The organism is Devosia indica (assembly GCF_003056405.1).
Taxonomy (GTDB): domain Bacteria; phylum Pseudomonadota; class Alphaproteobacteria; order Rhizobiales; family Devosiaceae; genus Devosia; species Devosia indica.
Map to the genome: position 1 here is coordinate 107,489 of NZ_PYVZ01000003.1, position 13,149 is coordinate 120,637.

Consider the following 13,149-nt stretch of genomic DNA (forward strand, 5'->3'; position numbering starts at 1 on the left):
CGGGCGTTTGCCGGCATGGTCATTGATCATCTCCGTTCAGCGTCAGGCCAGCATCGAGGGCAAGCGTATCGAGTTCGCCACGATCAAACGCGGCGGGATAGGCGACCACAGCGGCATCATAAGCGCGCTGCGCATTGTCACGATCATTCAACACCAGATAGGACCGGACGAGCTGGGTCCATTCTTCGACAGAACCGCCCTCAGCGTATAGTCGATCGGCCAGGCCACCAACCATGCCCTGGATCATCTCGGCTTGGTCCGCGGCCGTTGTGTCAACGCCGTCATTCGCCGCAACCGCCAATCCCTGCCGCGCTGCAGGCAACCAGGATTCGTTGCCCTGCGCCAGGTTGATGGCTTGCTGCCAATAGGTCCGAGCCTGGTCATAGCGAGCAAGCCGCATGAACTCGGCGGCCAGATAGAGACGCGAGCGCACATGATCCGGGTCCGCTGCGGCGGCTTGCTCAAGCTGATCCATCGCCTCGTCGGATCCCGCACCATTGGCATCGAGCAACAGCGCTTCGGCCAGATCGGTGCGCAGATCGGCGCTGGGGCCGGACAGCGCCATCACGCGGCGATAGGCCTCTGCCGCGTCGGCAAAGCGACCCATTTCGACATAGGCCGGCGCAATGACCTGCCATCCGCGCAGATCATCTGGCGCCTCGATCAACCGCGCCTCAATCCGTGCCACCGCATCATCAAGATCAAGGGATTGGGCAACGAGTTCCGGCCGATCGGCCAGGGGTTGGGCCGGCAGGTCGGGCCGACCCAGAAATGCATAAAGAACTAGGCTCAGCGCGGCGGTGACGGCCAGACCGGACAGGAGCGGTGCCTGACCGAGCGACTTAGCGGGCGCCGGACCGGGCGCCGCCTTGTTGCGCAAAATCTCACGGGCCAGTTCGCCCTTGGCGGCCAGAGCCTGGCTGGCATCGAGCTTGCCATTGCGCTCATCGGCTTCAATGGCATCAAGCGCCAAGCGAAAATGTCTGTTCTGATCAGTCATTTCGCCGGTCGTCTCGTTGACCGTGCGACCCGCCGCCGCATAGAACAAGGCAGCGCAGGCAATGGCGGTAACGGCAATGGCAATCGACCAGAAAATCATGGGCCCCAAACGCTTGTCTGCCAGACGCGGCAAGGCATGGCCCTCTATAAGCCGAATGCGGCAAAAAACCATCAAAACAGCGCGTGAAAGCAAGGACGCATTGCCACAGGGGCCGGTGGTCGCAGGCCTAATTGCCGCATGAGCGCAGCCGAATTCGACTTTGCGATCTTTGGTTCAACCCCCATGGCGCAGCTTCTGGCGGGGCTGCTGGGCGGTGAACACGGCCGGAAAGTCTTGCTCATCGGGCAGAATCGGGCAGGCTATCGCTTGCCCCGCGGTATTGACCTTTCTGTTGGTCCCATTACGCGGCCACAAAGCTGGGCCATGCTGCCTGGTACCTCTGCGGAGGCCGCACGTCTGGTAACCAGGATTGCCGGTCGAAGTGCCATTTCGCGTGTCGACCCCATATTCTTTGCCGAGGACCCGCGCGCCGTTGAAGCCCTCTCCCACATGCGCCACATGGCAGGGGGATTTGGCATTGCGGCCGAACCGGTTGGACAATCCGTGCTGGGCGGCAATCGTTCGGGCATGGTCCTTCGCGACGCCATGCGGCTGAACCGCCCACAGCTGGAAATAGGACTGGAGCGCTGGTTGACGGACTGTTCCGTGGAGCGCCTGGCGCCGCGTTCGGTTGCAGTCGAGAATGACGGCGCAGTGAAGATTGAAACCGACGGGGGAACAAGCCGGGCCCAGCAGGCCGTGCTGGCCGACGACGAGGCGATCGTGGCATGGCTGCCGCTGCGCCAGTGGCCAACGCTATTCCAGCGTGTGCACCATACAAGCATTCTAACCACGCCGACGCGTTCGCTGGCCGCTCCCATCATGCTCGAACTGGACAAGGGTCTGTTCCTGACGCAGCAGGCAGAAGGCGGGGTTGCCGCCTTTGGTCCAGGCGACAGGTCCGCATTTTCTGAGCATGTTCACGGCCTTCTGGGTCAAAACAGGCAAGTGGAACAGGCCGGGCAGACGAGCTATGCCGCGCTGGCGACCAAAGACGGGGCACCTGCCTTTGGTCGCGCGGCTGGGCAAGGCGCCGACATTGTCGCGAACACCGGGTGCCACGGGGCGTTCATCGCGCCGTCCCTCGCCCGGTGGTTGGCTGGTGGGGCATCTGCAGACGAGGCCCGATGGTTCGACCAGCACCTGGTCAACCGCACCAGCCGGCAGACGCGCGTTGATGAGTTCCAATGGCCGCTGGAAGGTCACGCTGCATGAGGCCGCAGATCAATCGGTTGCCGGAGAATGCACCCAAGGGCTTTGCCGGCACTGCAATTGACCGCACCAAACCGTTGCGGTTCCGGCTCGACGGGCGGATCGTGTCTGGATTTGCTGGCGATACGGTTTTGAGCGCTGCTCTCGCTGCTGGCATCGACACTGTGGGCCAGCACCTAGATAGCCCCATTGGCCTGACATCGCGGGCCCACCCGGCCATTAGTCATGCCAGCCTTGCCAATGACCCGCAATTTGCTCTCCCCATGGCCAGAACCCCGGCTCAGGACGGCGCCGAATTCGTGACCTTTGGGGTCGAGCGCTCGCGCGGCGTGGCGCGCCTGTTTCAACCTGGCCGGACGCTTGGATTGAAGCTCGATTCGGCCCATCCGCTTTCTCGGCCCTGGCGCACCATTCCTGGCGCCGCAGATGCAGCCACGGATCTACTGGTGATCGGTGGCGGCGTCGCAGGCCTTTCGGCAGCTCTGGCCGGGGCACGTGCCGGATTGACCGTCACACTTGTCGAGGCGAGGGGATTTCTCGGCGGACACTCGGGGCTTTTCGGCACCCAGGAAGGTGAGGACGCCCCCGAAGAGAGCATGGCACGCTTGAGCGCCGAGGTCGAAGGGGCCGAGGCGATCACCGTTCTGACCGCGACCCAGGTGTTTTCGATAAGACCGGGTCTGGCACGTGCGCATCGGATCGAGACCGCGCCCGGCACCAGCCGCGGTCGTGTCATCGATATTGCTGCTGCGCACATCGTCATCGCCACAGGCGCGCTTGAACGCCTGCCGATATTTGCGGGCAACCGGTTACCCGGAATCGCCGGATGTCTGGACGCCTATGAAATGGCAACACGGTTTGGCGTTTGGACGGGCCAACGCGCTATTGTGGCCACCAGCAGCAATCCGGCCTACCGATTGGCCATGCTGGCAAGCGATGCCGGCATTGGTATTGGCCGGATTCTCGACGCCCGACCCGAACCCGCATCGCGTTTCATAGCCTTTTCGCGCGCCTACGGGATCGTGCAATCCCCTGGCGCAGTGGTGGCATCGGTGGGCATTGCCCGCGCTGGCGGCCTGTTGTCCATCCACACGGAAAACCGGCATGAGGCCGCCTTGGTCACCGACCGCCTGCTGGTCTGCGGCGGCTGGCAGCCTGACCTCACTTTGTGGCACATTGCCGGCGGTACCAGCGTCTGGAATGCCGGCCGCGGCAGGATCGAGGCGCAGGGACGCCTTGACTCGATTGCCCTGGCTGGTGGTGCGGCAGGCTATTTCACCCGGCGAGGCTGCATTCAGAGCGGCGCCGACGCCGTCGACCAACTGCTTGGCCGGGAGCGTCGAGCCGTGGATGACCCGATTGTTGACCCCCTGCATGAAACACCCGACGGCCCGATTGCAATCGCCCAGCCGGTTCCAGAAGGCGCACCAACTTATCTCGACGCCGGAATTGGTCTTTTGCAGCGTCCGGCCGAGGCGGGGCGTAAGCGCAGGTTTGCCTTCTGGAGACCAGCGCCGGGCGTTCTGACGCTCCTCTCGGAGGCTCCACAGGCACTGGCGGTAAACGAGGTCGCGGCCGGCGTGGACCTTAAGCTGATCCCGGTAGACGCCGCCGGTATCGTCGCGCAGGAACGGGTCGCTTCCGTGCCACTGTCAGTCGAACAGGAAACGTCCAGTCCCGACACTTGGGTCCCCATCGAAGCGACCGAGATTCCGTCTTTCCTCCTTGGGCGATATGGCCCGGAGGCCAGGCTTGTTCGCATAATTCCGAGTGAAGCACGGATATTGGAGGCCGGGGCGTTGATCTTTCCCGATTCCGATGCCCGTCACCCTCATTATTCGATTGGCGTGATCCTGCGCCACGAGCCGTCCGGAGCCATTGGGCTGGTGGCGGCCAGTGCGGCTACAATCGACTATCCAGTCACAGTTCGGGAAAAGGGCCAGATCGTACGCGCACAAATCGCGGCACTGGATGCCTGATCAGGCGCGCCGCTCTGCCGCAGCCCGAGCACGCTTCAGCGTGTCGGCATATTCAGGGTTGAAGCGGATCTCGGCCATCTTGATCGCCGCATTCAACCTTTCCCCGGTCACCGCATCGTCGGGGTCCTGACGCAACAAATCGAGATTGCGCTGGATATGCAGTTCAAGGGCCTGCCCGGTTTGGCTCCAGGCCTGGTCGAACACGGCATTGAGCGCCAGCGAATCGCGGCAATCGCGGACAGCCGAGAGCAGATAGACACCATTGATGGCGCCCAGCAGGCGATCATTGTCGATCCGGTCTGTCCCTTCGCGCGGGCGGCGCATGGCCTGGTTGAGGTCGGTAACGACCTCCTTGAGACGCGGCTCGACCCGGTCCGACACCATTTTGGTGATGGTAGAGAGCATTTGCGTGGAACGGCTGCCGCGCGCAAACTCGATATATCCGGTCAGCGATCGCACGAGGCGGTGAAAACGATCCAGGCTCCGGCAGGCCATGTCGATGTCGGCAAAGGGGCCGCCCAACTGCAGGTTCTTGAGCTGGTTCTGCGCCTGTCCGAGGATTGCTTCGATCAGGGGACCAAAGCCGTTCCGCGCAATCGCCTGTTCGCTGGCATTGCCGCTCAACTTGATCACAGCCGTGACGAGGCGGGTCGGATTGGCCACCTGCCCGATTGCGGTATGGAACATCAGCCCGGCCAGCTTGGGATCCTGCAACGGCATGGACTGCAAGGCGACGCCGAGTGCAGCTTCATCGCTCATCGTATTGATGGCCCGGCCGAAACCCTGCGCTTTCGGCAACAAGGCCCGCGCCCTGAGCGCTGCCATGACCACAGATGCTTCGTCGCGGAAGTTCTCGCGACCCGATTGGGCGCGCAGGCGGCGCATGGCCTCGGTGTCGCCGTCGATCTTTTCCAGCGCAGCTTTCATGCGCGCCAGCACCTCGGGCATCAGGGGCTCGAGATCGGTCGCAGCAAAGTTGCCGTTGGCCACGCCATCGGCCGAAATCAGGTCGGAACACAGGTCGCGCACCACCCAGACCCAGGCGCCTCTGGCGGCTTCGACGCTGACCGAACTGCCGAGCGGAAACAGCACAGGTTCGTTGACCAGCACCGGGTCGATCAGACCACAGAATGGCCGGCGCACACTCGCGTTTGCCTCGGCCTCAGGTCGTGAGGGTGTCGGCGTTGCTACGGGAATGCTCGTGGCAGGCTGGTTCATAAGGTCTTCGGGTCAGCAATGATGACTCCATCGACCCTATAGGACCGTGGTAAACAATCCTTTTCCCGCAAGCCCGCTTCCAGTCAGGCTGCGCTCTGGACCACGTTCCAATTACCGTTCTGTTCGCGGCAGGCAGTGCCCTTCTTGACATAGTCCGTGCCGCCCACCTTGACGGTGTGTGTGAAGTCACGGCAATCAAGATTGTTCACCCGCACATAGGGTCCAACGGCCACCGAACCGGTTGTTCCTTGATCGCCCGCCCACTGACGCGGTGCACCGGGACGGCCGAACTGCAGGGCATAGAACTGGGCGCTGTTGGCCTCGTTGGAATCTTTTGCCGTCATCAGCGCCAAAGCGGCCGGATCCACAAATCCGTTGGCGATGCTGGTGGTCAGCTTGGCGGTCTGAACGGTCTGGGCCGAGGTCGGCACCAGCGGCTGTGTCGCAACGGGCTGGGGCGTAACCGGCACCTGGGCAATGCGCGTCGTGCCGGTGCTCGAACAAGCGGCAAGCGCCAGGGCAAGGATCGGGAGGGCGATGAACGAAATGCGATTCATGGGGTGATTGGCCTCTGGTGCAGTCAGTTGGTTCTTGTTGTCGCAATGCGGCGAAAGTGCGTCAGTTCCCGGGCGGCCTGACCAAACCGCCCAGGCGCGCTGTCGGCAGCCGCAGCTCTACCAGCAATCCGCCCAATTGTGAGCGCTTGAGTTCAAGTTCGCCGCCATAGACATCGACCAGTTCCTTGACGATATCCAGTCCCAGCCCGGTTCCAGGCGTTTTCTCGTCCAGCCTGACGCCTCGGCGCAACACTTTTTGCGCATCGGCCTCGGAAAGCCCCGGGCCATTGTCGTCGATCCGCATCAGGAGCTGCGTGCCCTTTTCGCCGCGCACGCTGCCCAGCCGCACGCCAACCTGCCCCTTGGACCATTTGCAGGCATTGTCGAGCAGATTGCCGGCCATTTCCTCGAAATCGGCCTCATCCCCCCGGAACCAGGGCAGCGAGGCATCTGGCCGCTGAAAGGCGATAGTTACATCGGGATGGATCTTGCGCATCACCCGCGTCAACCGCAGCATGATCATGGTGGCATCGGCCTTCTTGCCCACCACCGACGTCCGGGCCGCCAGCCGCGCCCGTTCGAGATAGGTCGAGACCATATTACTCATCTTCTCGGTCTCGGAGGCCACGATGTCGGCCAGGGCGCCCTTGCGGGCATGGGCCTCGTTGCGCAGCACCGCGATGGGCGTCTTGAGGCCATGAGCAAGGTTGCCGACCTGATTGCGCGCGCGCTCGATGATCTGCACGTTAGAGCGCAGCAACTCGTTGACCTCTTCCGCCAGCGGCGCAATTTCGGTCGGGTAGCTTCCGGAAACTTCGGCGCTTTCGCCCTCCCGCACGGCCTCGACCGCCGTGCTCAGCCGCGCGATCGGCCGCAAGGCGATGCGGGCAACAATCGCGCTCATTATCGCGAGCATGATGCCGACAGCGCCCAGCACGATGAATGTCTGGCCGCGAAAATCGGCAACCAGTTCCAGCATTTCGGTCAGATTGCCCGCGACGGTGATCCGATATGTCGTGTCATCTAGGGTGACGCTGCGCTCGACCATGCGCAATTGCGTGCCGAACGGGTCGTTGATCACCTCGGTGCTGCGCCCCATGGCGTCGGCCGCCGTGCCCACGCCGGGCAGATCGATGCCGACCACCGATGTCGACAGGTTGATCAGCCCCCCTTCTTCGCCGCGAATGATCCAGTACCAGCCAGAACGCGGCCGCTCGAAGCGCGGGTCGGCCAGAGCGATGCCATTGTCCTGGGGATCACCCGCCTCGAGCAAGGCACCGGCGAGGCTCTCGACGTGGAAGTCGAGCGTATCGGTCAGGGTGGTGTCGAGGGTGCGCGAATAGAGATCGGTCAGAAGGACGCCCGTTGTTACCAGCGCCAGCACCAGCCAGCCTGCCGACAACCAGAACAATGCGGCTGCGATCGAGCCCTTGCGCAACATCTCAGCGCCTCATACCGCCGGCCACGCCGGTCCAGGAACCGTGTCAGTCGCCAAGGATCTGATAGCCCAGTCCGCGCACGGTCTGGATACAATCCTCCGGCAGCTTCTTGCGCAAACGCCCGACGAACACCTCGATCGTGTTGCTGTCGCGGTCGAAATCCTGATCGTACAGGTGCTCGGTCAGCTCGGTCCGCGAAATCACCTTGCCCTTGTGGTGCATGAGATAGCTCAAAAGCCGCAATTCGTGGCTCGTCAGCTTCACCGATTGACCTTCGACGGTCACCTTGCCGCTGCGCGCGTCGAGGCGCACGGCGCCGCAGACGATCTCGTTGCTCGCATGTCCAGCGGCCCGCCGCACCAGCGCCCGCACACGCGCCAGCACCTCTTCCATGTGGAATGGCTTGGCGACATAGTCGTCTGCACCCGCATCGATACCCTGAACCTTGTCGCTCCAGCGGTCGCGGGCAGTCAGCAGCAATACCGGTGTGGTCTTACCCGCCCGTCGCCATTCCTCAAGCACCGAAAGCCCGTCCATTTGCGGCAGGCCGATATCGAGGATGATCGTGTCATAGGGCTCGGTATCGCCCAAAAAGTGGCCTTCCTCGCCATCGAAAGCCACATCCACGGCGTAGCCCGCCTCGGTCAAGGCGTCCTTGATCTGTCGATTGAGATTGGTGTCGTCTTCAACAACCAGAATACGCATGATCCGCCCCCCACAAGGCTAGGCTGCTATTGTGCGTTCAGCGTCAGGTTTTGCGCCTGACCGTCCGAGCTGAGCACACCGATAACATATACCAGCCTTCCGCCCTCGTCACACACATCCACGTTGAGGATATCCGAGCTTGGATCCACGCCAGCCTGCGCCAGCACAGCATCAAGCGACATGATTTGTCCGGAAGACACCGCCTCCTGAATCTGGCGCTTGTCGAGGCAGGCCTGGGCCTGGCTCGAACCGGTGCTAGCAAGCGCAAGCGCCAGGGCGAGAGCCAAAGCAATAGAGGCGGAAGGTTTGGGGGCGTTCGTTTTCATGTGCCAATCAATAGCGCCTGCAAACTGAATGGGACATGAATGCGGCGAAACGCCCCCGATTTCCACACATTTGACCTCAGGCTTTCCCGATATCCCCCTTCAACCCCTTGCGCAGGAAGAGTATGGCCAGCGATTCTAGCACCAGGCTCCCTGCCGAACCGCTGTCCAGCGCTGGCAGGTCGATGCCAAGCATCTGCGCCAGCCCGGCAAGCAGCATGAATGCAGCCACGATATAGGTTTTGTAGCCAGATAGAATATCCACGTTCTCATCTCCTTGAGTTGAATTTTTGGTCGGCGCCGCGGCGAGCGCTGCGGCACGAATGGTCTCGACACGGCGGATCCAGCCGCGCCCGAACACCGGAAAAGTTGAGAGAGCCCTGAGAAAGCCGAGCCGCCGGTCGCACAGGGTATTTACTGTGCCGGCGGCGCTGCTTCGGTTGGCTGCCGCAAGTGTGATTGGGCCGACCAGGCCATCGGCGGCGACGCCGAGCACCTGCTGCAGGCATCGAACTGCCCTATTCGGCCCGGAATTGACCGCAAAGTCGAACACAGCCAGGTCCACACCCGGTGGCAGTTCTCCTGCCCGGCACACATCCCAATAGCCCGCCCGATAGATGTGCGCGGCCTCGTCCCTCTCCAGAGTCTGCACCTCAGCTTTTGGCAGATCCCACCAAGGCGAAATATTGCGCCAGCGCGCCAGGGTCTTGCGTGTGATCCCCATGTTCGTGGCGCCGCCCGGATCGGCAGGGTGATCGACATATCCCCCCTCATGCCGAAAAATTTCGGTCAGGCAGCCGTCAAACCGACCATCAGCCATGAAACTCTCCTGTCGCGCCATGGCCCGCACCGAGCGCTGCGCTGACTTGCCGGACACTAAAAGTGAAACCGCTCGCCGGAGCACCGAGGTCGGCGATCTGGTCGGCCAGCGGATACGGAACGGAGCATTGCGCTGTACTCAGCGTTCTTACTGTCACGCCGCCGGTCACGATCTCGACCTGCCAGTTCTCCGGCGCGAATTCGAGCGGTGGCTCGGCCACACCCCAGCCATCACCATCGGCCCGGCTGCGGCGCGTCCATTCCAGCGTGATTGATCCATCGGCTGCCCTCAGCCCTTCCAGATGGACGGGCGAGAGTGGCAAAGCCGGCCCCGCGCCAGGCGCGACAGTCATGATCTCTCCGGCGCCACCGCCCATACGCCCGCGCTTTTTGGCGAGGCTCTTGGCAAAGGCTCCGGGCAGCACGATATCGCCGCCGCTATCGAGCCGGTTGAAGACGCTGGCATAGCCGGCAAAGCGCCCGTCCCCATCAATCGGAATGCCGCTCATCCGCGCTTGGCCCCGCCGGTCTTGGGTCTCGGACCACTACGCTGCTTGTCAGCCAGCGTTCCTGCCAGGTTCCAGGCAAATTGCCGGAACGTCTGCTGCGCCGCTTCACGATTCTGCTTGTCTGCCATGGGTTTAGTCCTCCTTCCGGAAAAGCCGATTCAACTGCGCAATCTCCTGCACGAAGTCGTTGAAGTGTTGATTCACCCGCGCCATCTCCCGCAGCGCCCACACGAGCAAGGCACTCGCCCCGCTCGCCCAGAGGAACAGCGCCAGATGGGCCAGATCGCCCCGCTCGATAACGGTCTTGGTCAACTCGTCCATGGGGTCCTCCAGGCAACAAAAAAGCCCGCCGGAAGCGGGCTTGGTGGGTTCGACACTTGCGGCCTCTTCTGACCATTCTTTGGTCAGGGCCAACTTTCCCGCAATTTCACTAGGCTGGCCGCTGCAGCATCGGCTCGCTCAAGCACATGGGGCGGTCGGTTTCTCAAACCCGCGATCATCCTTAGGAAGCGTGAAACTTCGCGCTCGGTAGCGCGAGTGTCCAACAATGCCAGCAAATCCGAGACATAGTCATCGTACTCGAACACTGACGAGGGATTCTCCGGCGCATTAAAAGGATCCCACTCCAGTGTCAGAATGCTTCCGACAGCGCGAAGTTTTTGACCTCGCTTTACCAGCGCCTCCGTTCCAGGAAGCAACCGCTCTTCGAAAAACCGAGCATGCGTAAGGATCAATTGAATTTCGTCCTCGGTTAACCGGCTGTCTGGGTATTCAGGCTTTGAGCCCATCCTTCGATCCAACTCGATCGCAACCTGATACTGCTCAGGCGGCAGATCGGCAGTCGAGACAATGGTGCATGGCTGGTCGTCTTCTATCCTACGGCCTTGCCCATCCCGATTGAACTTGTAGGTTGTCTCATTGGGAATGTTGCGGGCCCAAATGCTGGACGCATTCGTATAGTAGACTAACAGTAAGTCCGTCCGACCATCGTCTCTGATGCCGAATATCAGGTCGCCAGTTTTGATTGCGGCGAGGGCTTGGGCTCCAGAGGCAATCATGCAACTGGCAGCGGCCGTGCCTCAAAGAAGGCCCGATGTGAAGTCATCAGCTTGATTTCTGCCTGGCTCAGTATCGTGTCCGGATATTCAGGCTTTGTTGCCCATTTTCGATCCAAGCCGAGTGCTGTCTCATACATGTCGGAAGGCAACCGTGCCGTTGATACGATCACACAAGAGCCCCCGCCCGCAACCCAAGTACTCTTGCCATCGCGACCAAATTTGGCCGTCGTTTGCGAGGTCACATGGCGGGCCGAAAAACCGCGACTATCGGCCTCATAGACCAACAGCAGTTTTGGTTGACCACCTTCAGCGATCCCGAAGATCACATCGCCAACTTCGATCGAGCTGAGTGCCTTCGCTCTTGACAACATTGGTACCCTTCTTGCGCCAGACTGAATCAAATCCGCCAAAAGTCTCAGATATTTCCTCAAAAGGAAGACCCTGCAGTCCAAGGTACTTCACCGCGCAATCCATGCAGAGGCGCTTGCCAGATATGTGAACCGGATCAGTTGTACCAAAACTACCGCCATTTTGGCACCCACCGGAGAACCCGTCGCAACGCGGCCCGGCCACCTGGACGCGCTCCGGCTCGACCTGAACCTGCCCGATGACCGACAGATCATCAATCCACTGCCCGCCCTCCGGCGTCCCCTTCGGCGCACGTGGCTGGTCCGGCCGATAGCGCCGCTCCAGCCCGGCAATCATCACATCCAGCTTTAGCGAGAGCGTGGCCAGCCGGATTTCGTATCCAAGCGCCTTCAGCGCTCGCCCAACAATCCGTGACACTACTTACGCCTCCACACCCACCCCGGTCAGCTCCCGCTTTTCGGCATCACTCAAAAACCCCGCCGCCCCGACCCGCGCCCACAGCGCCGCGCGGTCTTCGGCTAGCGCCTCGACGCTCTCGAAATCGGGCACCACCTGAGCGCCTTCAAACGCCGGCCCCAGCCATTCGCTCAGTTCCTGGGCGACCCGCACCACCAGCGGCACGAGCGTCTGGCGCCACAGCGCCTTGTTGGCTTCGGCCAGGTTCGCATAGGTATTGTCGCCCGGTATCCCGAGCAGCATGGGCGGCACGCCGAAGGCCAGCGCAATATCCCGCGCCGCGGCGTGCCGGGCCTCGATGAAATCCATGTCGCGTGGGCTCAGGGCGATGGTTTTCCAGTCGAGCCCGCCATCGAGCACCATGGGCCGCCCGGCATTGGCTGCCCCCGCAAAATGGGTCTCCATTTCTTCCTTGAGCCGGTTGAACTGCTCTTCGGTAAGGCTTCCCGCCCCCGCCGAATAGACCAGCGCGCCGCTCGGCCGCGCCGCATTGTCGAGCAGCGCCTTGTTCCACTGGGCCGAGGCATTGTGAATATCGAGGCTGGTCTGCGCCGCCTCCAGCGGCCCCATGCCATAGTGGTCATCGAGCGGATGGAACAACGCCATATGCAGCACGCCCGGCACCGGAACACTGTCCTGCGCAATCCGCGTCGCCCTGCCTCCAGCCTTGTAGTCATAGGCCACTGGCCAGCCATCGCGCCCGGCGACGACACTCATTCGGTCGGGGCGCAACACGAACAGCGTCCGTACCACACCATCGACGATCCCGGCCTGCAGATAGGCGTTCCCGGCCGTCTGCAGATAGGCATAAACCGCCTCAAGCATTTCCGCGCCCGATTGCCGCCCATTGGGCCTTGTGAGCAGCCCCAAAAGCGGATGCTCACTCACCGCCTGACCGTCGACCTTGACCGTCAGCGGCACCCGGTTGGCCGCTTCGGCAATCAGCCGGACGCAGCGATAGACCACCGGATTGCGCATGAAGCCCTGGTTGACCAGGCTCGCATAACCCCGCCCGCTCCACTGCGCCGGTCCCAGCTGGCTCAGCGTCATCATGGTGTGCCCGGCAAAGGACTTGGCTTCATTGGGCGCATTCGTCCGGCCGCCGAACAGGCGGTTCAGCAGGTTTGGCATATTTAGTTCCTTTGAATTCGACCCCGACAGGAAGTCACCCCACCCTCAATACGTCCCCATCAAGAGGAGGGAGGCGCAGGATGCGGCGCCTGTGTTCATCGTCTGCCTCCCCCCTGTGGGGAGGGATCAAGGGTGGAGTGCTGGCGCTGCGGTGGCCACCGGCAATGCAGCAAACTCGATAGGTCCCTCCCCCTACTTCAGGGGGAGATTAGGTGGGGGTAGACCTTGTTGCCCCGCCATTCGAGCCTTGTTCGCTCAATTCGTGCCACCGGCAC

The 13,149-nt window shown here is 62.2% G+C and carries 16 protein-coding genes; 2 read left to right on the plus strand and 14 right to left on the minus strand.

The window, feature by feature from the left end:
* Positions 1 to 19: 19 nt before the first annotated feature.
* Entirely contained in the window at positions 20 to 1,132 is a 1,113-nt protein-coding gene (ccmI, locus tag DDE76_RS03880) for a c-type cytochrome biogenesis protein CcmI (protein WP_157955649.1), read from the minus strand.
* Between the two features lie 105 nt (positions 1,133 to 1,237).
* Between ccmI and DDE76_RS03885 the strand changes: the two genes are divergently transcribed.
* Together DDE76_RS03885 and DDE76_RS03890 are read left to right on the plus strand one after the other, a co-directional pair.
* Entirely contained in the window at positions 1,238 to 2,314 is a 1,077-nt protein-coding gene (locus tag DDE76_RS03885; protein ID WP_104891527.1) for an FAD-binding oxidoreductase/lyase, read from the plus strand.
* Entirely contained in the window at positions 2,311 to 4,290 is a 1,980-nt protein-coding gene (locus DDE76_RS03890; RefSeq protein ID WP_158672365.1) for an FAD-dependent oxidoreductase, read from the plus strand. The genes DDE76_RS03885 and DDE76_RS03890 overlap by 4 nt, the downstream gene beginning before the upstream one ends.
* On the opposite strand, the gene DDE76_RS03895 is transcribed toward DDE76_RS03890, so the two are convergent.
* From DDE76_RS03895 to DDE76_RS03945, 13 genes are all read right to left on the minus strand, one after another.
* Complete coding sequence (locus tag DDE76_RS03895; RefSeq protein WP_157955650.1) at positions 4,291 to 5,508, minus strand: hypothetical protein; 1,218 nt, start codon at positions 5,506 to 5,508, stop codon at positions 4,291 to 4,293.
* A gap of 83 nt (positions 5,509 to 5,591) precedes the next feature.
* Complete coding sequence (locus DDE76_RS03900; protein ID WP_104891530.1) at positions 5,592 to 6,065, minus strand: RT0821/Lpp0805 family surface protein; 474 nt, start codon at positions 6,063 to 6,065, stop codon at positions 5,592 to 5,594.
* Positions 6,066 to 6,126: 61 nt separating this feature from the next.
* On the minus strand, positions 6,127 to 7,506 hold the full coding sequence (locus tag DDE76_RS03905; protein ID WP_104891531.1) for a sensor histidine kinase: 1,380 nt from the start codon (positions 7,504 to 7,506) through the stop codon (positions 6,127 to 6,129).
* Positions 7,507 to 7,549: 43 nt separating this feature from the next.
* Positions 7,550 to 8,209 carry a response regulator transcription factor gene (locus DDE76_RS03910; RefSeq protein WP_104891532.1) on the minus strand — a complete coding sequence of 220 codons (660 nt, stop codon included), beginning with the start codon at positions 8,207 to 8,209 and terminating at the stop codon, positions 7,550 to 7,552.
* Positions 8,210 to 8,235: 26 nt separating this feature from the next.
* On the minus strand, positions 8,236 to 8,535 hold the full coding sequence (locus DDE76_RS03915; protein ID WP_104891533.1) for a PepSY domain-containing protein: 300 nt from the start codon (positions 8,533 to 8,535) through the stop codon (positions 8,236 to 8,238).
* Between the two features lie 76 nt (positions 8,536 to 8,611).
* A complete protein-coding gene (locus DDE76_RS03920) occupies positions 8,612 to 9,373 on the minus strand; it encodes a glycoside hydrolase family 108 protein (protein WP_245891792.1) in 762 nt (253 codons plus the stop codon).
* Entirely contained in the window at positions 9,345 to 9,860 is a 516-nt protein-coding gene (locus DDE76_RS03925; RefSeq protein ID WP_104891535.1) for an HK97 family phage prohead protease, read from the minus strand. The genes DDE76_RS03920 and DDE76_RS03925 overlap by 29 nt, the downstream gene beginning before the upstream one ends.
* Positions 9,857 to 9,988, minus strand: coding sequence for a hypothetical protein (locus DDE76_RS20015; protein ID WP_281261852.1), 132 nt, complete (start codon positions 9,986 to 9,988; stop codon positions 9,857 to 9,859). Before DDE76_RS20015 ends, DDE76_RS03925 begins: the two co-directional genes overlap by 4 nt.
* 4 nt (positions 9,989 to 9,992) lie before the next feature.
* On the minus strand, positions 9,993 to 10,181 hold the full coding sequence (locus DDE76_RS03930) for a hypothetical protein (protein WP_104894706.1): 189 nt from the start codon (positions 10,179 to 10,181) through the stop codon (positions 9,993 to 9,995).
* Positions 10,182 to 10,264: 83 nt separating this feature from the next.
* The gene (locus tag DDE76_RS03935) at positions 10,265 to 10,918 is read right to left on the minus strand and encodes a hypothetical protein (RefSeq protein ID WP_104891536.1); all 654 of its coding nucleotides are present in this window, start codon (positions 10,916 to 10,918) and stop codon (positions 10,265 to 10,267) included.
* Complete coding sequence (locus tag DDE76_RS03940) at positions 10,915 to 11,244, minus strand: hypothetical protein (RefSeq protein ID WP_158672366.1); 330 nt, start codon at positions 11,242 to 11,244, stop codon at positions 10,915 to 10,917. Before DDE76_RS03940 ends, DDE76_RS03935 begins: the two co-directional genes overlap by 4 nt.
* Positions 11,225 to 11,704, minus strand: coding sequence for a hypothetical protein (locus DDE76_RS19485; RefSeq protein ID WP_157955651.1), 480 nt, complete (start codon positions 11,702 to 11,704; stop codon positions 11,225 to 11,227). The genes DDE76_RS03940 and DDE76_RS19485 overlap by 20 nt, the downstream gene beginning before the upstream one ends.
* Before the next feature lie 3 nt (positions 11,705 to 11,707).
* Positions 11,708 to 12,874, minus strand: a complete 1,167-nt coding sequence (locus DDE76_RS03945) for a phage portal protein (protein ID WP_104891538.1) — start codon at positions 12,872 to 12,874, stop codon at positions 11,708 to 11,710.
* Positions 12,875 to 13,149 lie beyond the last annotated feature (275 nt).